The 21,549-nt window shown below is 41.4% G+C and carries 16 protein-coding genes; 10 read left to right on the forward strand and 6 right to left on the reverse strand.

Annotation, left to right across the window (positions count from 1 at the left end):
* The first annotated feature begins 16 nt into the window (after nt 1–16).
* From J0X13_RS00870 to J0X13_RS00910, 9 genes are all read left to right on the forward strand, one after another.
* Entirely contained in the window at nt 17–2,035 is a 2,019-nt protein-coding gene (locus J0X13_RS00870) for an alpha-L-arabinofuranosidase family protein (protein WP_207069606.1), read from the forward strand.
* A gap of 3 nt (nt 2,036–2,038) precedes the next feature.
* Nucleotides 2,039–3,970, forward strand: a complete 1,932-nt coding sequence (locus tag J0X13_RS00875) for a glycoside hydrolase family 97 protein (RefSeq protein ID WP_207069607.1) — start codon at nt 2,039–2,041, stop codon at nt 3,968–3,970.
* Between the two features lie 27 nt (nt 3,971–3,997).
* A complete protein-coding gene (locus tag J0X13_RS00880) occupies nt 3,998–5,674 on the forward strand; it encodes a ribulokinase (RefSeq protein WP_207069608.1) in 1,677 nt (558 codons plus the stop codon).
* 2 nt (nt 5,675–5,676) lie between these two features.
* Nucleotides 5,677–6,378, forward strand: a complete 702-nt coding sequence (locus J0X13_RS00885) for an L-ribulose-5-phosphate 4-epimerase (RefSeq protein WP_207069609.1) — start codon at nt 5,677–5,679, stop codon at nt 6,376–6,378.
* Between the two features lie 15 nt (nt 6,379–6,393).
* Entirely contained in the window at nt 6,394–7,899 is a 1,506-nt protein-coding gene (gene araA, locus J0X13_RS00890) for an L-arabinose isomerase (RefSeq protein WP_207069610.1), read from the forward strand.
* A gap of 23 nt (nt 7,900–7,922) precedes the next feature.
* Nucleotides 7,923–9,107 carry an aldose epimerase family protein gene (locus J0X13_RS00895; RefSeq protein WP_207069611.1) on the forward strand — a complete coding sequence of 395 codons (1,185 nt, stop codon included), beginning with the start codon at nt 7,923–7,925 and terminating at the stop codon, nt 9,105–9,107.
* A gap of 9 nt (nt 9,108–9,116) precedes the next feature.
* Nucleotides 9,117–10,736: a sodium:solute symporter gene (locus J0X13_RS00900; protein ID WP_207069612.1), complete on the forward strand. Its 1,620-nt coding sequence runs from the start codon at nt 9,117–9,119 to the stop codon at nt 10,734–10,736.
* 151 nt (nt 10,737–10,887) lie between these two features.
* A complete protein-coding gene (locus J0X13_RS00905; RefSeq protein ID WP_207069613.1) occupies nt 10,888–11,733 on the forward strand; it encodes a universal stress protein in 846 nt (281 codons plus the stop codon).
* A gap of 3 nt (nt 11,734–11,736) precedes the next feature.
* The gene (locus tag J0X13_RS00910) at nt 11,737–12,597 is read left to right on the forward strand and encodes a universal stress protein (protein WP_207069614.1); all 861 of its coding nucleotides are present in this window, start codon (nt 11,737–11,739) and stop codon (nt 12,595–12,597) included.
* An 11-nt stretch (nt 12,598–12,608) separates the two neighbouring features.
* On the opposite strand, the gene trxA is transcribed toward J0X13_RS00910, so the two are convergent.
* Nucleotides 12,609–12,908, reverse strand: coding sequence for a thioredoxin (gene trxA / locus J0X13_RS00915; protein WP_207069615.1), 300 nt, complete (start codon nt 12,906–12,908; stop codon nt 12,609–12,611).
* 163 nt (nt 12,909–13,071) lie between these two features.
* Between trxA and J0X13_RS00920 the strand changes: the two genes are divergently transcribed.
* Nucleotides 13,072–13,836, forward strand: coding sequence for a 3-keto-disaccharide hydrolase (locus tag J0X13_RS00920; RefSeq protein ID WP_207069616.1), 765 nt, complete (start codon nt 13,072–13,074; stop codon nt 13,834–13,836).
* Nucleotides 13,837–13,876: 40 nt separating this feature from the next.
* Here the strand turns inward: J0X13_RS00920 and J0X13_RS00925 are convergent, their stop codons facing one another.
* The 5 genes from J0X13_RS00925 to J0X13_RS00945 all read right to left on the reverse strand — a co-directional run bounded on the left by J0X13_RS00925 (nt 13,877) and on the right by J0X13_RS00945 (nt 21,537).
* Nucleotides 13,877–15,163: a S41 family peptidase gene (locus tag J0X13_RS00925; protein ID WP_242535586.1), complete on the reverse strand. Its 1,287-nt coding sequence runs from the start codon at nt 15,161–15,163 to the stop codon at nt 13,877–13,879.
* 157 nt (nt 15,164–15,320) lie between these two features.
* Nucleotides 15,321–16,466: a helix-turn-helix domain-containing protein gene (locus tag J0X13_RS00930; protein ID WP_207069618.1), complete on the reverse strand. Its 1,146-nt coding sequence runs from the start codon at nt 16,464–16,466 to the stop codon at nt 15,321–15,323.
* A 33-nt stretch (nt 16,467–16,499) separates the two neighbouring features.
* Nucleotides 16,500–17,501 (reverse strand): DUF6340 family protein, encoded by a 1,002-nt coding sequence (locus tag J0X13_RS00935; RefSeq protein ID WP_207069619.1) that lies wholly within the window; start codon nt 17,499–17,501, stop codon nt 16,500–16,502.
* A gap of 200 nt (nt 17,502–17,701) precedes the next feature.
* Nucleotides 17,702–20,083 carry a DUF2309 domain-containing protein gene (locus J0X13_RS00940; protein WP_207069620.1) on the reverse strand — a complete coding sequence of 794 codons (2,382 nt, stop codon included), beginning with the start codon at nt 20,081–20,083 and terminating at the stop codon, nt 17,702–17,704.
* Nucleotides 20,080–21,537 carry a proton-conducting transporter transmembrane domain-containing protein gene (locus J0X13_RS00945; protein ID WP_207069621.1) on the reverse strand — a complete coding sequence of 486 codons (1,458 nt, stop codon included), beginning with the start codon at nt 21,535–21,537 and terminating at the stop codon, nt 20,080–20,082. The genes J0X13_RS00940 and J0X13_RS00945 overlap by 4 nt, the downstream gene beginning before the upstream one ends.
* Between the last annotated feature and the right edge of the window lie 12 nt (nt 21,538–21,549).

Here is a 21,549-nt window from a genome sequence, read left to right on the forward strand (position 1 = left end):
CTACAAACTAAACAACATGAAAAATATAACTAGAGTACTGCTTTTGGCACTGGTTACGGTTTCAAGTTTTTATAGCTGTAAAAATCAAGAGGAAACCAAGACCAATATTAACGAAGGAGAAATCAATCGGGGATTGGTGGTCAACATGGAAGATACGGGCATAAAAATTCAACCCACGATGTACGGAATCTTTTTTGAGGATATCAACTTTGCCGCAGATGGTGGGTTGTACGCCGAAATGATCAAAAACCGCTCTTTTGAGTTTACCCTCCCGAAAACGGGTTGGGTGGAGCCCAATAGTGATAGGCATTCCTATAACAATGAGTCGGGAATTTTATCGGTCATCAAATATTCGGAAGAAGGAACCAATCATAATTTTGCCCGTGTTGAGGTCAAGAACGATGAAGGCTACGTGCTTATAAATGAAGGCTTCCGTGGAATGGGAGTTAAAGAGGGTGCTCAATACGACTTCTCGGTAAATGCTGCCAAGCGTTCTGGGGACATCCAAAAAATTAAACTCCAAGTGATTGATTCCCTTGATAATGTTCTGGGAGAGACTTCAATTAGTCCCGATAGCGATTCTTGGAAAACTTATGAGTCAACCTTCGAAGTATCCGAAACAGAGATGAAGGCCAAGGTCAAAATCACTTTCGAGGGTGAAGGTGAAATCGACTTGGACATGATTTCCCTTTTTCCTCAAGATACATGGAAAGGCAGAAAGAAAGGGCTACGTAAGGATCTAGTTCAATTGTTGGACGATTTGAATCCTGGGTTCCTTCGTTTTCCTGGAGGATGTATTGTAGAGGGAAGAACATTGGCCAGAAGATACCAATGGAAAAAAACGGTTGGGGATATCGAGGATAGGGAAATATTGGTGAACCGTTGGAACACCGAATTTGCACACCGACCAACTCCGGATTACTATCAGAGTTTTGGTCTTGGGTTCTTTGAATATTTTCAATTATCGGAAGATATGGGAGCGGAGCCCCTTCCCATTTTGGGGTGTGGGATTGCTTGCCAATTCAACACGGGGGAACTGGTTCCAATGGATGAGTTGGGACCATACGTACAAGATGCCCTCGATTTGATTGAGTTCGCCAATGGGGACACCGACACGCCTTGGGGTCAGGTACGTGCAGATATGGGCCACCCAGAACCCTTCAACATGAAATACATTGGAATCGGGAATGAGCAGTGGGGACCAGCTTACATAGAAAGATATAAAGTTTTTGAAAAGGCCATCAAATCCGAATATCCGGAAATCATCATTGTTTCGGGTAGTGGCCCCTTTCCAGAAGGCGATTACTTTGAATATGGTTGGGAACAATTGAAGCAAATGAATGCCGAAATTGTAGATGAACATTATTACAAACCCCCAGAATGGTTCCGTGAAAATGCAGACCGTTACGATAGTTATGATCGTAATGGACCCAAGGTTTTTGCAGGGGAGTATGCTGCTCAAACCGTGGCTATAGCAAGCCCCGAAAATAAAAACAATTGGGAATCAGCACTTTCCGAGGCAGCCTTTATGACCGGTTTGGAAAGAAATGCAGAAGTGGTTCACTTAACTTCTTATGCACCGTTGATGGCCCATGCCGATGGTTGGCAATGGACGCCGGACATGATTTGGTTCAACAATTTGGAATCGTTCGGAACGCCTAACTATCAGGTACAAAAAATGTACTCCACCAATCCAGGAACAGACCTTTTAAAAATAACGGAAGATGGTGATAAGATCATTGGAAAGGATGGGCTTTATGCCAGTGCGGTTAAAGATTCCAAAACCAATGAACTTATTATCAAGATTGTGAATACATCCGAACAAAGTCAAAATCTTTCTGTTGAGGTAGCAGGAGGTAGCGTAAATGATAATGTTACGGTGTTGACAATGGGAATGGACGATTTAGAGGCCGAAAACTCCTTTGAAGAACCGATGAAAATCAGTCCTAAGGAAGGAACCGCTTCTATAAATGGTGACGTACTAGAAGCAGAAATCCCATCGATGACATTTTCAATCTATAAAATCAGCATGTAGAAAATGAAGCATAGGGTTGGTAACATCATGTGGCTGTTTGTTCTAACAGCATTCTTTTTCGGTTGTGAACCGGAAGGAAGTGGTGTGTCCATGACCAACCAAGAAGGAACGCTTCGGGCAGAGTTGTTTTTGGATAATGAAGGAAAACCTTTTTACCAACTGTTCCATAAGGACAGTATGGTTTTGGATACTTCATATATCGGGCTCATTTTGGAAAATGTTGATTTATCCAAAAATCTCACGCTTGACAAAAAGCAACCTGTTCAGCAAATCTCTGAATCCTACACCATGTTTCATGGAAAACAAAAGGATATTAGCTATAGTGCAAATAAATATGTGGTTAGCTTTTCTTCAGAAAGTGGAATAACATTGGAATGTCAATTTAACTTGTCCAATACAGGTTTTGCGTTTAGATATCGAGTTTTGGGAGCAGAGGATAAACCTATCACCATTACTGGAGAATCTTCCAGCTATGGTTTTCCTAAAAATACAATTTCTTGGATGCAGCCTATGTCAAAGGCAAAAACAGGATGGAGTGAGACCAACCCTTCCTATGAGGAACATTATATAATGGAGATTCCCGTAGATGAGCCATCACCTATTGGAGAAGGGTATGTTTGCCCAGCCTTGTTCAAAACTGGGGATTCTTGGTTATTGGTGAGCGAAACCGATTTGCATGAAGACTATTGTGGAACAAGACTCATTTATGAGGAGGATAAAAACGGATTAGCTGTCAGCTTTCCTCAAAAAGAAGAAGTATTCCCTGGAGGAGGTTTGTTGCCGAAAGGCGAATTGCCCTTCACAACCCCATGGAGAATCATTAGTGTTGGTGATTTAGATCAAATTGTAGAAAGTACCCTTGGAACTGATTTGGCAGCTCCGGCAATTACAATGGATACCGCTCCCGTAAAAGGTGGTTTGGCGACATGGAGCTGGGTGTTGTTGAAAGATGATAGGATCGATTATGAAACATCACATCAATTTATTGACTATGCCGCTTCGATGAACTGGCCCTATACCTTGATCGATGTGAATTGGGACCAAAAAATCGGATTTGATCGGATGCAGGAACTTATCGATTATGCAGACTCAAAAGGAGTAAAAGTTATCCTATGGTACAATTCTTCAGGGGATTGGAACAGTACGGAATATACCCCAAAAAGTAAACTGCTGAATTCAAAAGACAGAAGGGAAGAATTCGCCAAGCTTAAAAAAATGGGTGTGGGCGGATTAAAAATTGACTTTTTCGGAGGCGACGGACAATCCATGATTGCTTACTATCACGATATTTTGAAGGATGCCGCCGATTTTGGCCTGTTGATCAACTTTCATGGGGCTACTTTACCACGGGGATGGCACCGAACTTACCCAAACCTGATGACCATGGAATCCATAAAAGGGGAGGAGTTCGTTACATTTGATCAGGCAGTTGCCGATCTTCAACCTAGCCATTCTGCAGTAATTCCATTTACAAGAAATGTTTACGACCCCATGGATTTTACACCCATGGTATTGGATAGTATACCTCATATTGACCGAAGAACAACAACGACTTTTGAATTGGCACTGCCCATTTTGTTAACATCCGGCATACAGCATATTGCTGAAATACCTGATGGAATGGCCAAAATGCCCAAAGCAGTGGTCGAAATGTTAAAGCAAGTGCCTACCCAGTGGGATGAGATCAAATTTATCCAGGGTTATCCAGGTAAAGAAGTCATAATGGCCAGGCGCAAGGGACCTGAGTGGTATGTGGTTGGAATAAACGGTGAAAAAGTCCAAAAATCGTGGACAGTGGACCTTTCTTTTGCAGAAAATCAAGAGGGTACGCTATTTTACGATAATGGAACAAAAATTCCTGGAATTAAAGACATAGACAAATCCTTCACGAAAATAGAAGTGGAGCCCTATGGAGGATTCGTTATAAAAATATAAAGAACAATAGAAGTTAGTTAAAGAGCAATGAAAAAATACGTAATAGGACTTGATTATGGTTCCGACTCGGTAAGAGCGGTAATGATTGACGCCCAAAATGGGGCGGAGTTGGCGTCCGAAGTATTCTGGTACCCCAGATGGAAAGCACAAAAGTACTGTAAGCCTGCTATAAATCAATTCCGACAACACCCTTTGGACCATATTGAGGGACTGGAACACACCATAACATCGGTAATGGAGCAAAGTGGAGTTTCCCCAGAAACTGTGAAGGGTGTCTGTATTGATACCACAGGCTCTTCCCCAATGCCCGTGACCAAAGATGGTACGGCATTGGCCTGTGTGAAGGGATTTGAGGAAAATCCAAATGCCATGATGGTACTTTGGAAAGACCATACTGCTGTAAAGGAAGCAAACGAAATAAACGAATTGGCCAGAAATTGGGGAGGAGTGGATTATACCATGTTCGAAGGTGGAATATATTCTTCCGAGTGGTTCTGGGCCAAAATTCTACATGTGGCCAGAGAAGACAAAAGCGTAATCGATGCCACGCATACCTGGATGGAGCATTGTGATTTTATCACCTATCTCCTAGGGGACGAAAAGGATTTAAAGGATTTTAAAAGAAGTAGATGTGCGGCAGGGCATAAGGCCATGTGGCACGAGAGCTGGGGCGGACTTCCGGATAAAGAGTTTTTATCCAAATTGGATCCATACTTGGCATCACTTCGCGATGATTTGTATGAAGAAACATTTACATCCAACGAAATTGCTGGCCATTTAAATAAGGAGTGGGCGGACAAATTGGGACTCACTACCGACACAGTAATAGCCGTAGGAACCTTTGATGCCCATGCGGGAGCGGTAGGGGCCAAAGTGGACCATCATGCCCTAGTTCGGGTAATGGGAACCTCTACCTGCGATATCATGGTGTCCTCCAATGAAGCTGTGGGAGACAGAACCGTTAAGGGAATATGTGGACAGGTCGATGGTTCCGTAATTCCAGGAATGGTGGGTCTTGAAGCAGGTCAATCCGCTTTTGGCGATGTGTTGGCATGGTTCAAAAGCGTATTGCAATGGCCAATGGACAACCTTGTTTTAAATTCCAAGGTCCTTTCCGAAGCTCAAAAAAAAGAACTTAAGGCCGAAGTGGAATCAAAGTTTATTCGCTCCTTGGCCGAACAGGCTGAGGGAATTCCCTTGTCCGAAGCAATACCTGTTGCCTTGGATTGGGTGAATGGGCGAAGAACACCGGATGCCAATCAAGAATTGAAGAGTGCGATTTCAGGAATCTCGTTGGGAACCAAGGCACCACATATTTTTAAATCTTTGGTAAATGCCATTTGTTTTGGCGCCAAAATGATCGTGGATCGTTTTGAGGAAGAAGGCGTGAAAATCGAGACCGTAATCGGTATCGGTGGAGTGGCCAGAAAATCTCCGTTCATTATGCAAACTTTGGCAAATGTGTTGAACATGCCCATTAAAGTAGCTGAATCGGACCAGGCACCTGCATTGGGTGCGGCAATCTATGCAGCTGTTGCCTCCGGAATCTATGACAATGTGATCGAGGCCAGTAAAGTCATGGGAAGTGATTTTGAAGCAGAATATTTTCCACAATCCTCCCAAGTGGAAGTGTATGCCAAATTATTGGAAGAATACAAACAACTTGGAAACTTTGTGGAAGAACAAACCAATAAAAATAAGTAAGCATGAGCTCAAAATATAAATCGCTCAAAGAAGAATGCTATGAGGCCAACATGGAGCTCAATGCCCTAGGTCTTGTTATATATACCTTCGGTAATGTGAGCGCTGTGGACAGGGACAATGCTGTTTTCGCCATAAAACCCAGTGGCGTACCTTATGAAACTCTAAAACCAGATGATATTGTGATCATGGATTACGATAATAATGTGGTAGAGGGAGGATTGAGGCCATCATCCGATACGAAAACCCATAGCTATCTCTATAAAAACTGGGGAAATATTGGAGGTGTGGCCCATACGCATGCTATGTATTCCGTTTCTTGGGCACAAGCCCAAAAGGACATTCCAATTTTTGGAACTACACATGCCGATCACCTTACACAGGATATCCCTTGTGCACCACCAATGGCAGATGAATTGATCGAGGGAAATTATGAACACAATACGGGAATCCAGATTTTGGACTGTTTTAAAGAAAGAAATTTGGATTATAACGAGGTTGAAATGGTGCTTATCGGAAACCATGGTCCATTTGCTTGGGGAAAAAACGCTGCCAAGGCGGTTTATAATACCAAAGTACTGGAAACTGTGGCCCAAATGGCCTATTTAACCTTACAGATAAATCCTGAGGCACCTAGATTAAAAGATTCACTAATAAAAAAACACTACGAACGTAAACATGGCAAAAACGCCTATTACGGTCAATAATCAAATTACAGTTAAATGAAAATATCCGAAAAAGAAATCTGGTTTGTAACAGGAAGCCAACATTTGTATGGACCAGAGACTTTAAAACAAGTAGCCAGCAATTCAAAAGAGATCGTTGATGGTTTGAATGCAGCAGGTAAGTTGCCGGTTTCCTTGGTTTTTAAACCTATAGTTACTACCCCACAAGAGATCACCTCCTTTTGTCGTGAAGCAAGTAACAATCCATCCTGTATAGGTGTTGTTGCATGGATGCATACCTTTTCCCCAGCAAAAATGTGGATAGCGGGTCTTAAGATTTTAAGCAAGCCCATGTGCCATTTGCATACACAGTTTAATGCAGAAATTCCGTGGGATAGCATTGATATGGATTTTATGAACCTGAACCAGTCCGCACATGGTGACCGTGAGTTTGGATTTATGATGTCCAGAATGCGTAAAAACCGTAAAGTAGTGGTAGGTCACTGGAAAGATGAACGCGTTCAGAATAAACTTTCCATATGGGCACGTGTAGCGTTAGGCGCAAACGAGTTAAAGCACATGAAAGTTGCTAGGTTTGGTGACAATATGCGTGAAGTAGCCGTTACCGAAGGAGATAAAGTGGCTGCTCAAATGCGTTTTGGGGTGGCGGTAAACGGTTACGACTCCTCTGATATCACCAACATTATTGATGGATTGGACCAAAAAGCAGTGGATCAATTGTTGGAAGAATACGAAACCAGTTACAATTTGTCAGAATCACTTCAAAAGAATGGAGCGCAAAGACAATCTTTGATTGATTCAGCTAAAATAGAATTGGGACTTAGAACCTTTTTGGAAGATGGTGGATTCAAGGCTTTTACGGATACTTTTGAAAATCTAGGTGTTTTAAAGCAACTTCCTGGTCTCGCGGTTCAGCGTCTAATGGCCGATGGCTATGGTTTCGGAGCCGAAGGTGATTGGAAGATGGCGGCTTTGACAAGAGCAATGAAAGTGATGGCGGAAGGATTGGAAGGAGGAACTTCGTTTATGGAGGATTATACCTATCATTTCACCCCCAAAAAGGATTATGTTTTAGGTTCCCACATGTTGGAGATCTGCCCTTCCATTGCAAGTGCAAAACCCTCCTGTGAAGTACATCCGTTGGGTATTGGAGGCAAAGAGGATCCCGTAAGATTAGTTTTTGATTCCCCTGCTGGTGACGCATTGAACGCTTCATTGATCGATATGGGAAACAGGTTCCGTTTGATCGTAAACGAAGTAGAGGCCGTGGAACCAATGTCCGATTTGCCAAAACTGCCGGTGGCGCGTGTGCTTTGGGACGCCAAACCTAATTTGGAGGTTGCAGCGACTGCGTGGATCCATGCAGGAGGTGCGCACCATACGGTATATACCCAGGCATTGACTACGGAATATATGGAAGATTTTGCCGATATTTTCGGAATAGAACTATTAGTAATAGATTCGGACACCAAACTAAGAACATTCAAAGACCAACTCCACGCCAATGAGGCTTATTATCATTTGTTTCAACACGGCATGTAGTCAACTAATTTAAACCTAAGACAATGAGGATAACCAAACCTTCTATATTTTATTTCGTTTTATTTGTGGTCCTTATAAATATGGGCTGTAAGCAAAACAAAAAAGAAAGCCAGTCAGAAATGGAAACTGTAAAAACCGAGAGCAAAGAAAACCCCATTGAGGAATCAGTCTTTGGCGAAATGCCCGATGGGACCAAGGTGAAGAAATTCACACTTAAAAATGAAGCAGGAATGGAAGTTGATGTCATCACCTATGGTGGTATCATAACCCGTTGGACGGCCCCTGATAAAAATGGAGTTTACGATGATGTAGTGCTGGGCTTTGATAACCTGGGTCAATATCTGGAGAGCAACCCATACTTTGGTGCACTTATTGGCAGGTACGGAAATCGTATTGCCAATGGGAAGTTTTCTTTGGATGGAAATACGTATGATTTGGCAACCAATGATGGGGATAACCATCTGCACGGAGGTGAAAAGGGATTCGATAAAGTGGTCTGGAACGCTGTTGCGAAGAACACTGATGACGGCGCGGCAGTTGAGCTTTCCTATACAAGCAAGGATGGGGAAGAAGGATACCCGGGTAAATTGGATGTCAAGGTGACCTATACACTTACTGATGATAACGAATTGGATATACAGTACGAAGCTGTAACCGATAAACCCACCATTGTAAATCTTACGCAGCATAGTTATTTTAATCTTTCCGGAATGTTTACCAAAAAGGTATTGGACCATAAATTATACCTGAATGCCGATACTTTTCTTCCGGTAGATGGAGGTTTGATCCCGACCGGTGAGATGAGACCGGTGGTAGGAACACCTTTTGATTTTAAGGAACCCAAATTAATCGGACAAGAGATAGGAACAGATAACCAACAGCTCGACCTTGGTAAAGGATATGATCATTGCTGGGTGCTAAATGAAGAAGAAGAAAATTTCCGTTTGGCAGCGACCGTACATCATCCAAAAACCGGCCGTTTCATGGAAGTGTACACCGATGAACCAGGAATACAGTTTTATAGCGGGAACTTTTTGGATGGAACCTTGCCGGCAAAAAACGGAGGTACATATGTTCAAAGATCGGGTTTCTGTTTGGAAACCCAACATTTCCCTGATAGCCCTAATCAAAGTGATTTTCCTTCAGTAAGGTTAAATCCTGGAGAAACATATTCTTCTAGGACTTTATACAAACTATCAACCAAATAAAAAACTACTATGAAGACATTGGATACTTTTGATTGGATAACCATATCCATCTACTTTTTGGTCCTATTGGGTATAGCCCTTTGGGTGATCCGCAAAAAGGAGAACAACACAGAGGATTATTTTTTGGCAGGTAGAAATGTGGGCTGGTTTGTGGTCGGTGCTTCTATATTTGCTTCCAATATTGGGTCGGAACACGTTGTGGGCCTTGCGGGAGCTGGAGCGGGTAACCGATTGCCCATGTTGATTTATGAGATCCAGGCATGGGTAGTTCTGATTTTGGGTTGGGTATTCCTTCCATTTTATGCAAGGGCAGGAGTGTTTACCATGCCAGAATTTTTGGAAAAGCGTTTCGACGCCAGAGCTAGATGGATTTTATCGGTATTCTCCATTGTAGCCTACGTGCTTACCAAAATATCGGTAACCATTTATGCAGGTGGGGTAGTAGTTTCTGCCTTATTAGGTATTGATTTTTGGACAGGTGCAATCGCAACTGTGGTCTTGACAGGGGTTTATACGGTGCTGGGAGGTATGCGTGCAGTAGTTTATACTGAAACCCTCCAAGCTATTATTTTGGTTATAGGCGCCGCAGCATTGACCATAATAGGTCTTGATCATGTAGGTGGTTGGGAAAGTATGAAGCAAACAGTGACCCCAGAGTATTTAAATATGTGGAGGTCGGCTTCCGACCCCGATTTTCCTTGGCCATCGCTTTTGATTGCCAGTACCATTACAGGTATTTGGTATTGGTGTACCGACCAATATATTGTTCAACGGGCATTAACAGCAAAGAATATAAAAGAGGGTAGGAGAGGTACAATTTTCGGCGCTTTGTTGAAATTGTTGCCAGTATTCTTATTCTTGATCCCCGGGGTTATTGCATTGACCTTAAAAATGAGAGGGGAATTGGAATGGGATTCACCAGACCAAGCATTCCCTGTTTTGATGAGTAATTTATTGCCATCTGGATTAAGGGGGTTGGTGGCAGCTGGGCTCTTGGCAGCTTTAATGAGCTCTTTGGCATCGGTGTTCAATTCCTGTTCTACCCTGTTTACGGTGGATATCTATAAAAAATTGAGACCTAATACTCCCGAGAAAAAATTGGTGAGAACAGGTCAGATTGCAACTGTGATCGTTGTGTTCATTGGTATTATTTGGATACCGATTATGGCCAATATCTCTGGAGTATTGTATGAATATCTGCAAAGTGTACAGTCTTACATCGCCCCCCCGATTACCGCTGTTTTCTTATTGGGTATTTTCCATAAACGAATCAACGCCCAAGGAGCTTTTGTCACCATGGTTGTTGGATTTATCGTGGGTGCGTTGAGAATTGTACTGGAATTGGTAAAGGATTCGTTGGACCCTGGAAGCTTCTGGTTTCTACTCGGCGACATGAACTTCTTGTCCTTTGCGGCCTGGTTCTTCCTTTTCTGTATTATTCTGATATTGGTCGTGAGCTATGCTACCGCACCACCATCAGACGAGAAACTGAAGAATCTTACCTATGCTACCATTTCTGAAGAAGAAAGAAAGGAGAACAAAAGCAGTTACAATTGGAAAGATATTGCCATCTCACTTGTAATCATTGCTATTGTGGTTTATGTGATGATATGGTTTAACGGAAAATAATAAAGTTTAACTTCTAGTTTACAGCGCCCCTCTTTTAAGAGGGGCTTTTTTTTTAAAATCCGATTGAAGCATATTTCAAAGCTTTGTAGATTGACCAATGTCATTTTTTACATGTTCTCATAGGTATATCTTTGATAAAAGCCGTGCTACGATGAAAACAGTTTTGATTCCTACCGATTTCTCCAAGAATTCTCTGCATGCCCTGCAATATGCACAAGAACTATTTAAATGTGAACGTGCGTGCTTTTTTGTCCTACACGCTTATGGTGAAGAAGTATATGGGGAATACAAGACAGTGGACAAGGAGAATGCACAAAAGCTAAAAGAAGAAATAAAAACGAAAACAGAAAAAAAATTAGATGAACTAATTGACTCTGTAATAGGTGAACCCCCAAACCCGCTCCATAATTTTGAGACCATCGCATCTTTTGATAGTTTAATTGATGCTGTTAACGACTTTGTGGATGAAATGAACATTGATTTGGTGATCATGGGAACCAAAGGAGAGACCAGTGATCATAAGACCACCTTTGGTAGTTATACTATAGAAATTTTTAAATATGTAAAGTGTCCGGTATTGGCAGTGCCCGAAGATTTTGAGTATCGCCAACCCAAAGCAATACTTTTTCCAACAGATTATCTGCTCCCATACAAACGTAGGGAACTTAAACTCTTGGGTGACTTGGCCGGTAAATTCAAGTCCAAAGTGCATTGCTTGTACATCACGGATTTTGATGAGCTCAGCCCAAGGCAAGAGGATAATAAGTTGTTTTTGGAAGAAACGCTTACCAGACCTTATTTATATTTTGAGACAACCCCCATTAAAAATAAAGCCGAGGTTATCTTGGAGCAAATAAAAAAGAAGGATGCAGGGATGCTGGTAATGATGAATTCAAGACACTCTTTTTTCGAGGACATGCTCTATAGGTCAACCGTAGATCTACTTGGCTTAAAGATTAAAATACCATTTTTGGTAATGCAAAACCTTAAGCGATAAGCAATGAAAAAGAAACGAATTATATTGCCTACCGACTTTTCCAAAAACTCTTGGAATGCCATTGCCTATGCCTTAAAGGTTTTTAAAGATGTGCCTTGCGACTTTTTTGTACTCAATTCATATCAGGTAGGAGCTTCCGGTCTGTCTACCAAAATGGCCGGCGCCAACGATACCCGATTGTACAATTTAATAAAGGAGCAATCCGAGCGGGATTTAAAAAGGGAGCTGGAAAAGATAAAAAAGTTGGACAAAAACCCTGAGCATACATTTATTACAAGATCCTTGGCCGATACCTTGGTCAATGCCATTGGAAAAACAGTGTATAATGAAGAGATAGATTACATTATAATGGGAACCAAGGGAGCTTCTGGGTTAAAAGAAGTTTTTATGGGAAGCAATACCTATAAAATAATCAAGGAAATTGATTTTTGTCCTGTGTTGGCTGTTCCGGACGATTATGAGACCGATGGGAAAATAGATTCCATATTATTGGCAACCGGTTATGAGCATCTTTTTGAAAGCTACGAGCTAAAACCAGTGCTGAACTTTGCAGAATATTTCAATGCCAAACTTTGGATAACACATGTGGGAAGTTTGGATGCACTGACCTCCGAACAAAAAGCCTCTAAAATTTCACTGGAAAAACGTTTAAAAGCTATCAATTTTGAGTTTGTGGAGGTGGAAAAAGATACCTCCGTTAACCAGACCATTCAAAATGTAGTTGACAAGGACAATACCATAGATATGGTGGTGATGATCAATCAAGACCATTCATTTTTCGAAAGGCTTACCCGAGAACCTGTTATCAAAAAAGTGAGCTTCAACTCCAAAGTGCCTTTTTTGGTAGTCCATTTGTTTGAATAGGGAACAAGTATTTATAAAAAAGACTTTGCCAACTGCACAATTTCACCTTTTTGTAGTACTCCGGACTTTCTCCAGAGCTGTTCACCGTTTTTAAAGAATATCATGGTAGGCACACCTCTTACTTGGTAGGTGTTGGCAAGGCCTTGGTTCTTGTCGACATCAATTTTTACAATTTTCAAAGAATCTCCCATTTCATCTTTTACTTGCTTTAAAATGGGTGCCAACATTTTACAAGGACCACACCACTCTGCGGAAAAGTCGATAAGTGTTAATTGGTCACTGTTGATTAAAGCTGCAAAATTTCCTTTCATTGTTCTAAAAATTATACCCTGCAATTTATAAAAACCCGCATTTTTTAAAAGTGACTTATGTCACCTTGACCGCTAAAGTTTTTTAAGGCAGATAGAAGAGCGAGTTGGGTCGAATACTTTTTCTATCTTTAATCACTGCACAACTAATCAAACTACTTTGAACATGCACACTAAAATTACTGGATCTATCCTTGTCTTGTTTTTATTGGTATCCTGTAAAAGCGATAAGAAAAAAGAAGAACCCGATACTTGGCGCACCAAAAAAGCAGCAGTGGAAAACGCCACCCATAACCAATTACTGGATGTCGAAAAAGAGCAGGGCTGGGAGTTGCTGTTTGACGGAAAAACCATGGATGGATGGCATTTATATAATGACCCGAATGCCGATTCTGTTTGGGAGGTTGTTGATGGTGAGCTCCACAGTAATGCCAACGATGAATCATTGACCGCTGGTGACCTAGTGACTGATAAGGCGTACACCAATTACGAACTTTCGTTGGAATGGAAAATATCCGGAAATGGAAATAGTGGGGTCTTTATCAATGTACAGGAATTGCCGGAGGTTCCAACGGCATGGCAAACAGGACCGGAATATCAGATTTTGGGTGCTGACCATATGGATTATGATGTTCCTGAAAAACGACCAGGCTGCCTTTATGTTTTCTTGCCCCAGCAAAATGAAGTGGAAGTAAAACAAGGAGATTGGAACAAAACAACAATAAAGCAAGTAGATGGGAAAATATCGTTCTATTTGAATGGAGTTCTGACAGCTGAGCAAGATTTCAACTCACCTGAGTGGAAACAAATGATTGCGGAAAGCCGTTTCTCAAATTATCCTGAATTCGGTAAAACCACCGAAGGCAAAATAGCGCTACAATACTGGTATTTTGAAACTTGGTTCCGTAATATAAAAATCAGGGAGCTCTAAGTTTTTGTGCTTCGATAATATTTCTAGTTAGCGTCGTGTTTCAATAATCTTGGTTGGTCAATTCCAATAAGCCATCCAATATCTCATCATCTTCGTCCAGTAAATGGTCTTTGATGTATATGTCGGGAATTACACCTTCTTCTTTGGTACTTCCATTAACGCGGACCATTTTTCCTTTGGAAACATTCACGGAAATTCTGGTGTTCGGTAGCTCAAATTGAAATATGGAAGCATAAAGTGAGGGATATTCCCCGGTCTCCTCCCCAACAATGGTCCCAAACCCATAATCCTGGATTTGCGCTGCGGTCACCGTAGCCTGTGAGTGCGATTGTCGGTTGACCAAAACATAGACATTGCCCAGGAACCTTTTGCTTTCTGGTTGCGGTTGGTAGGTTTCGATTTCATATTCGTAAACCTCACCATTTTCATGGTTGAGCACACTTTGCCAAAATGTGCTGGTTGTATCGTAGTTTTTCCGGGTGTGTTCCTTTAAAAATGCACTGGTTTTTAACTGAAAGCTTGAATTCCATTTGAATGGCCTGTCGGCAAAATAGGAAACCAGATAATCACTATAGGAATCGTCGCCGCCTCCATTGTTCCTAAGGTCCACAACGAGATTTTTACTCTCTTTCTTTTTTATTGTAATGAACGCAGAATCAATAAACTTTTGATATTCTTCTTCATCCCCGCCAAAGTTGCCTGGCTTTAGATAGGCAGATTCCCCCAAGAATTTTAAGTTCCGTTCTGAATCGATCAATTCCCTTCTTTTCATTTCATAACCTTGGATTACGTCAACGGCATCAATCATATAGGTTTTTGTAACCCCGTTAGATTTTATTGCGACCTCAAAACTGTCCTGTTTACCATATACCTGCCAGTAATATCTAGGAAAGGAGTACAATTCCAATTTGGCGTTTTTAAAATAGGTGCGTTCAGCCGAAATCAAAGGGTATATGTCCGATAGGATATTGGCCATAGTAATACCATTGATACTAAGTATTTCAGAACCAATTTTAATTTCCTCGTTGTTGGACCAATTTTTCCGTATCAGGGATTTACCGTTTTCAAAGGCAATTTCCAATGGAAAAAGCGTACCCTTGGAATTTGCAAATTCACCGTAAGATTTTCCTGGAAAACCAATTTCGGTATGACCGTTATTTGCCTTGGAAATAATTTTTTGAAATAGGGAGGTAGCTTCCAATAAGCTAAAGCTATCTTTTTTCATTTCTTGTTTGATTTGGTCATAGTTTGCATCAAACTCCGATTTTGGGGTATAGGCATACAGGTTGTAATGTGTCTCTTCCAATGATTCTTTCAAAAATGCCATGTCTTCCAATAGTTCCTTTTTTGAGAAATGATTTTGAGCAACAAGGTTTGTACAGCAGAATAGGCCTGTGGCGAGTAAAAGTTTATACAACGGGATTGAGGTCGAAAAAATCGTTTTCATCAAATTCAAATTTTCCGCAAAACTAGATGTATGCTTACTACGGTGCGACCGAATGCTTCTTTTCGGACTCTTTTTTTTGTTGATTAGCATATTGGCTTGGGGTTTTACCCGTAGTTTTTTTGAAGGCATCGTTGAAAGTGGATTTGGATTTGAACCCACATTCAAAAGCAAGACCGAGCAAGGTCAATTTTCTATTTTCGGGCTTTGCCACAAGCTGTTTAAATTCTTCCACACGATACCCGTTGACGTACTCGTAAAAGTTTTTCGAAAAGCTACGATTAATGGTATGGGAAACTTGTTTGGGATTTAGGTCCGCAAGTTCGGATAACTTGGTCAGATCTAGTTCTGGGTCAAGGTATGGCTTTTTGCTTTCCATCACTTTGGTAATTTTACTGGCCCATTTGGGATTGTGTGTGCTGTCATCGGATTTTGTTTTTCTTGATGAGTAACCCGAAGTTTTGGTTCGTGCCTTTACATAGCCTTTGAAACCGATCCAATAGCTTACAATGGCCACTCCCACAAAAGCAGGTAGGAAATACATCTCTCTCAGGCCCCGGTCAAAAACAAAACGATCAATTTCGGACAAAATATTCCACCCGATCCAAAACGCAGAATAAATGATTATCGGAGCTTTTAACCAATTCAAGGATTTGTTTTCCAAATTGGAAAAGCGTTGTTTTAGCCAATTTTGATATCGGAACAAAACTACAAGCGATATTATGGTATAGAGGGTAATGGATAAAACCCCTAACCATTGCTCGGCCAAATAGTATTTGGTGTAGGGGTGTGCCGGTGTTTGATAGAGTCCATCGGAACCAAGTCGGTAAAATGCAGTTCTGTAGAAAATAAATTCCAGTACTACCGGAACAAAATGAATCAGGTCTTTTTTGGAAAATCTGAAATCATTGTCGGTAATACTTTTGGTATAGAAATACAATGCTGGGCCAATACCGTAGAGCAGTTCCAATTGCACATACCTAAATGTATCCATCATGTTATAGCTTCTCAGTACATTGACCAAGGCAATATTCAATGCCATCAAAGCAAAAAAGAAGATAAGGAGCGATAAAAAGGTGTTGGATTGGCTTCGCGGACGTTTGGTCAGCAATAAAACACCCAATACAATGGCCTGCGCGGCAAAAACAAATATAATTGTTGTTAAAATTGGATTTGGCGAACTCATCAGGTCGCTAAGTTAACCAATTCCCTAGGTAACTTAGTATTCCAATCTTTTCCGGTTCAGCAATACTTTGGCATAGTCACGGGCCATTCTATCCCCGAATTCTTGATAGGCACGTTGTGCCCATTCCAAAGCCAAATCGGTCTCACCCCTTACCTCGTAAGCCACGGCAACATTGTGCGCGGCTCTTCCTGCCGATTTACCTCGATTGTTGGCTACATCGGTCCATATTTTAATGGCATTGTCCCAGTTGGCCACTTCGCTGCTTCTCCAGCCCGCGGCAAATAGGTTTTTATCTCTCCCTATCCCTTTTTTGTACATATCACGCCTTACTCGATAGTAACTGGTGAAAAATCGACTGGTGTAGTCCATTCCTGCGGCATAGGCGGTTTCTGGGAGTGCGGATAAAGGTGCGGCCCCGCTAAAAAGGTCGAAATCCATAAAATAGGTCTGTTGATATTGATCCATAATGGTCTTGGAATATGGATCGTAAAGTCTCCAAAAGCTTCTAACGTTGACCCTTGCCCGTCTCGGAAACCGGGTATTGGTGCGCCCTGTCTCCAAAACCGAAGTAACCTGATTCACCGCATTGGCAATTACAAAATCTGAATTGGAATCAAAGTTTTCGAGCACCAAGAGTACATCGGCATCAGAGGATTCACAAATGTCGTTTACTTGTTCCCAGCTTAATATTTCAGGGGTTTTTCTCGTGCCGGTACCATACATACGAACTGTTGGGGGAATTACAGCTTTTAGATGGTTGCTGTTTTGAAGTCCATCAAAAATACCTTTAACAGCCTCGTCGGAGGCCAATTTGTCCGAACCAGCTATTTCTCCCGTAGCTATGGATTCCAGTGTTTTGTTGCTTTTGTCCTCTTCTTTGGTCAAGGAACGGTTCACTACGGCCACTTTTTCTATTTCTTGCGGTAAGACCAGTTCTGGTTCTTGTGGGTAATCCAAATAAACAAATCCTGAACTAGCGCAGGAAACCATACTTACGGTCGCTATGGAAAGCAATACAAGGTTGAAGTTTTTCATAATTGTAAGATTTTGGAAGGCATAGAGTGCAACAAGTGTGCCATTACATATTGCAAATGGCTTTCCTATACGCTTTAACGGAGAAGTATGTGTATTATTTTCAAGAGGTTATATGTATATGAAAAGGAAAAACCTGCAAATTTTATTTGCAGGTTTTACGCTAAAAAACAAACATGCTCTGTACTAACAAGAACAATCCGTTATACCAAAACTTCTTCTGGAATGTTTCTTTTGAGCGTTTTTTGCTTTGGTGTAACCTTCCCATTATCGGTTGATGACCATCCCTCACCCTTTTTATAGCGATAGAAAGTTCCTTCTTCCAATGGATCCATCACTATAAGATAAATCCATTCATTATCTGCCAATGTTTTTAAATTTTCATTTTTGGCCAGAATGGATTCAACTTTTTTCAAAGGTGCTTTAATAACCACTGAGAGTCGAAGGGGTGGGTGGTAAGGTGTGTCTTTGGAGGTATAAAGTGACTCCCATGGAAGCCCGGTTTTAAGGTCGCCTCCGTTACCTTGGACCACTCCGAATTTTCCGGTAATATTATGAGTGACTTTGGTTCCTCCTCCAAATTTATCATTATCTACTGTGGAGAAGTAGTAATGGTTGTTTATCCATTGTGTAACCACCATGGGGCCTTGCATAATGGTTTCCAAGATTTGCCCTTCTTTGTCGGTTTCCCAATCATAAGAATGAAGAAAGGAACGCCCATCCAGTGCTTGTGCTTTGGTTGCATTTCTGGGTGCAATTATAAAGCTGGCATTTTTGGCCAACCCCCATTCCGGTCTTGTCTCTCCCCAATTGCTGGCATTGGTGTTGGCATGTAAGACACTACTTTTGTTAACTCCCAATCTTTCTTGAGTGGCTGTTTCCTGTACGGTTTGCAGGTCTCTTTTCAATGAAAGCACTCTTTTTTGATGCGATTCGGGCAAACTGCTATCAAAAAGTACAATTTCGTCGGTTGTTGTGTTGTGTTCAGCACCTAGGAAAAAAGTGGCTTCAGGAATCTCTATTTGATATTCTTCTTTCAAAATGCGCCTTACTTCCAAGTCGTTGGCCAACTTGGCCAGCATTCGTGCGTTATGTCTTCCAGGGCTTGCAGCGCAAGCGCCACAATCCAGACTGGAACCAAAAGGATTGTTAGCTGAATGGCTTCCATGGCCTACGAACAGTACAAGTGGCGAGAACTGTTTCCATCCCATTAACTCAAAAGCCGACTTCACAATGATCGCTTTTTCTTCTTTTGGGATATTTATTTCTTCTCCGTTGGATTTATGAAGTTCTGGTTCACAAACAGACTCATATATGGAGTTATTTCTTTGCGAAATGCGATAAAGTGATGCAGGTGCCATGGTTCTCAACATCAATTGCGCCCCGTAGAAGACGCCCGAGCCTTCCACAAAACCGAATGTAGAGGGCAACATATTCTTCATTCGCTTTAAAAAATAGTTCCAGAACTTTCTTGTCTCGTTTTTCTTGTCTTGGACTTTTTTCTGGTCACCTTTATTTTTTTGCGCTATTTCGGTAACCGAATAAGATGAGTCTACAATTGGTGGGCACGACTTATGTGAGATGCCATCCTTGGAACTTTTATAGTCCATGGGAATTCCAAAAAAGCCGGCGTAACCGAAAGTTTCGTATTCCCCTACAGATTCTATGTGCCTTCTTATAAGTTCTGATCTGGTATCGATGCAAAAGACAAATTGAGCATCAGGTGTTTTGTTCAAAAATGACTCTTTTTGGGTAGATATGGACTCTTTGTCAAGCAGTTGTATAAGACGGTTTTGCCAGCTTCTCTCCCAAGCAGTTAGCCAAAGATGTTGTAGTTGCGTTATTTCCGAACCACTACTTTTTTCGACAATAGTTGGCAAGACCTCCATATTTAATTGTTTGGCAGTCCAGATTCTAACGGCTAGATAATCTTTCAGTTCAATAGGGTATACCTCTTGCCTTTCATTTTGCTGTGCGCTTCTATGTTTAATATACCCTGTCCAACCAGGTAGGGCTGCCAAATGATGGGTGAAAATTTTCAGTATTTCCTCTTCTGAATAGTTCGATAGTATTTCCGAAAGTGCGTTCTCACTTGTTTTTGGTATATCCTTAAGTTTTACTTTTCCGATTTCAGCATCATATGGGATGAGTTGCCTCCAGGCTGCGTAAAATCCTGATTTTTTAAACGGCATTTCCCATTCGGCCAAACCTTCGTCCATAAAAGCGGATAACCATTTCACCATGATCCGGTCCAAATCGTGGTTGTCGTTTTTGGTTTCTGTAGGCTTTTCGGATTCCAATTGGTCGAGATAGAATTCGGGTGTCTCCTCAAATCCATTTTCCTTTAAAGCTGGTAGCAGTTCAACTTTTTGGATATCACCTTTTTCCCATGCCTTCCGATAAATGGATGCATTTGGATATACCCGGGCATTCAATAGCTGTTTTGCTTGATCAACCGCCTCTGAAAATGGTAATTGCTCGTAGCCGCTCAATGGATTGGAAGTCACAAAGGAATACAGGGGCCATGTGTTTCCAACAATCTTGGAGGCTTCTTCAATATGACGTTTCAGGTGTATTAGCTTCATTGAAATTTGGATTTATACATTAAAATTGTTCGATTCTTGGGCTGTGACAGGTTGAGCAATTTGACATATAACCAAGGAATTCTGCGATAGATGCCAAGTTTCATCAAAAAGAAACCAACCAAGAATACGATTCCGAATACAATTTGTGTTGTTGATAGTTGAATGGGAGATACCACGAACGGCATGTCCGCCAGAAGTGCTGTAACTCCATTGTAGAACAGTGAATAGACCCCAATTCCTGAAATAAAAAGAACAGGAGGAAGCACTATTCGCTGGATTCCCGATAGAGGGTTTTGTTTTACGATATTATACGTGGCTTGCCCTACTGTTGTTGATACGATAAGGGTAAGGAAAATGCCACTGTCCATATGCATTCCCTTGCCGGTCAACAGGACAAAAAGGTATGCACCCAATAGACTGAACAATAGCACAACAAGGGCCTGTAGCCATTTTATTCGAATTACCGGCGGTTCGGTCGGTGTTGATTGTTCAATTTCTTCTCCAGAGGAAAGAAAAAGGTAAGCTTTGTAGAACCCGTGCAGAATCAAATGGGCAATTGCCGCATTGAAAAAGCCCAATCCACATTGCATTATCATGAAACCCATCTGGGCAATCGTGGAACATGCCAAACGTTGCTTTACATTAACCTGGATCAGCTTGGTAAATTGAGCTAAAATCGCTGTAAGCCCCCCTACGATCAGAAGAATTTCCAATGTGTTGGAAGCGAACAATAAAGGAGCGAACAGGGTTAGTAATATTCCGGAACCATTTACAAAGCCAGCATGCATTAATGCGGATGCCGGTGTAGGTGCGGTCATGGCGGAAAGCAACCATTTGTGAAATGGAAATATGGCTGATTGTACCAATGCGGCCATAATAATGCACAAGGCCGAAATAATTTTTATATAGCTCGGTGTTTGCGCAATGGAAGCGACCCATTCACTTAATGTGATGGTATTATTGTAAGATGCAGGCAACAGCAGGCCTATGCTTAAAAAAATAGTGCTGATGATAAAATATTGCCGTGTAAATCTTTTGGCTTCCCGTGCATCGCCCCATTTGGAATCCAGACCTATCAATGCCGACATGATGGTACCCATTAGCAACCAGCTTAGCAATAGTAAAACGAGGTGCTCGGATATCACAAATAGCATTACTCCTAAGGTGAATCCTAGGGACAATAACATAAATTTGGATTTTTGGTCCTTGTCCTTGAAGTAGGAGTTTGCATAGCTACCGATGATCGCACTAAAAAATGTTACGGTAGTCCAAAGCAATGCAGAAAATCCGTTTATCCTAAAAAGATTATCCCATCGCCAATCTGGAATATTGGGATAATATAAAACTGTAAAGATCAGATTCGTCAAAAAGATTGTCCAAAATAAAACCGGGATAATCCCGGTAATATCAATTTTTTTGGAAGAATTTCTGATTGTACGTGTTAACAATGTCATTATCTCTTGTTT

Source organism: [Muricauda] lutisoli (nom. illeg.) (assembly GCF_017313105.1).
GTDB lineage: Bacteria > Bacteroidota > Bacteroidia > Flavobacteriales > Flavobacteriaceae > Flagellimonas > Flagellimonas lutisoli.

What these genes read in the sequence shown, in the direction of transcription:
- J0X13_RS00870 (WP_207069606.1), top strand. Translation starts at nt 17, where the DNA reads ATGAAAAATATAACTAGAGTACTGCTTTTGGCACTGGTTACGGTTTCA.
- J0X13_RS00875 (WP_207069607.1), top strand. Translation starts at nt 2,039, where the DNA reads ATGAAGCATAGGGTTGGTAACATCATGTGGCTGTTTGTTCTAACAGCA.
- J0X13_RS00880 (WP_207069608.1), top strand. Translation starts at nt 3,998, where the DNA reads ATGAAAAAATACGTAATAGGACTTGATTATGGTTCCGACTCGGTAAGA.
- J0X13_RS00885 (WP_207069609.1), top strand. Translation starts at nt 5,677, where the DNA reads ATGAGCTCAAAATATAAATCGCTCAAAGAAGAATGCTATGAGGCCAAC.
- araA (WP_207069610.1), top strand. Translation starts at nt 6,394, where the DNA reads ATGAAAATATCCGAAAAAGAAATCTGGTTTGTAACAGGAAGCCAACAT.
- J0X13_RS00895 (WP_207069611.1), top strand. Translation starts at nt 7,923, where the DNA reads ATGAGGATAACCAAACCTTCTATATTTTATTTCGTTTTATTTGTGGTC.
- J0X13_RS00900 (WP_207069612.1), top strand. Translation starts at nt 9,117, where the DNA reads ATGAAGACATTGGATACTTTTGATTGGATAACCATATCCATCTACTTT.
- J0X13_RS00905 (WP_207069613.1), top strand. Translation starts at nt 10,888, where the DNA reads ATGAAAACAGTTTTGATTCCTACCGATTTCTCCAAGAATTCTCTGCAT.
- J0X13_RS00910 (WP_207069614.1), top strand. Translation starts at nt 11,737, where the DNA reads ATGAAAAAGAAACGAATTATATTGCCTACCGACTTTTCCAAAAACTCT.
- trxA (WP_207069615.1), bottom strand. Translation starts at nt 12,908, where the DNA reads ATGAAAGGAAATTTTGCAGCTTTAATCAACAGTGACCAATTAACACTT.
- J0X13_RS00920 (WP_207069616.1), top strand. Translation starts at nt 13,072, where the DNA reads ATGCACACTAAAATTACTGGATCTATCCTTGTCTTGTTTTTATTGGTA.
- J0X13_RS00925 (WP_242535586.1), bottom strand. Translation starts at nt 15,163, where the DNA reads ATGGCATTTTTGAAAGAATCATTGGAAGAGACACATTACAACCTGTAT.
- J0X13_RS00930 (WP_207069618.1), bottom strand. Translation starts at nt 16,466, where the DNA reads ATGAGTTCGCCAAATCCAATTTTAACAACAATTATATTTGTTTTTGCC.
- J0X13_RS00935 (WP_207069619.1), bottom strand. Translation starts at nt 17,501, where the DNA reads ATGAAAAACTTCAACCTTGTATTGCTTTCCATAGCGACCGTAAGTATG.
- J0X13_RS00940 (WP_207069620.1), bottom strand. Translation starts at nt 20,083, where the DNA reads ATGAAGCTAATACACCTGAAACGTCATATTGAAGAAGCCTCCAAGATT.
- J0X13_RS00945 (WP_207069621.1), bottom strand. Translation starts at nt 21,537, where the DNA reads ATGACATTGTTAACACGTACAATCAGAAATTCTTCCAAAAAAATTGAT.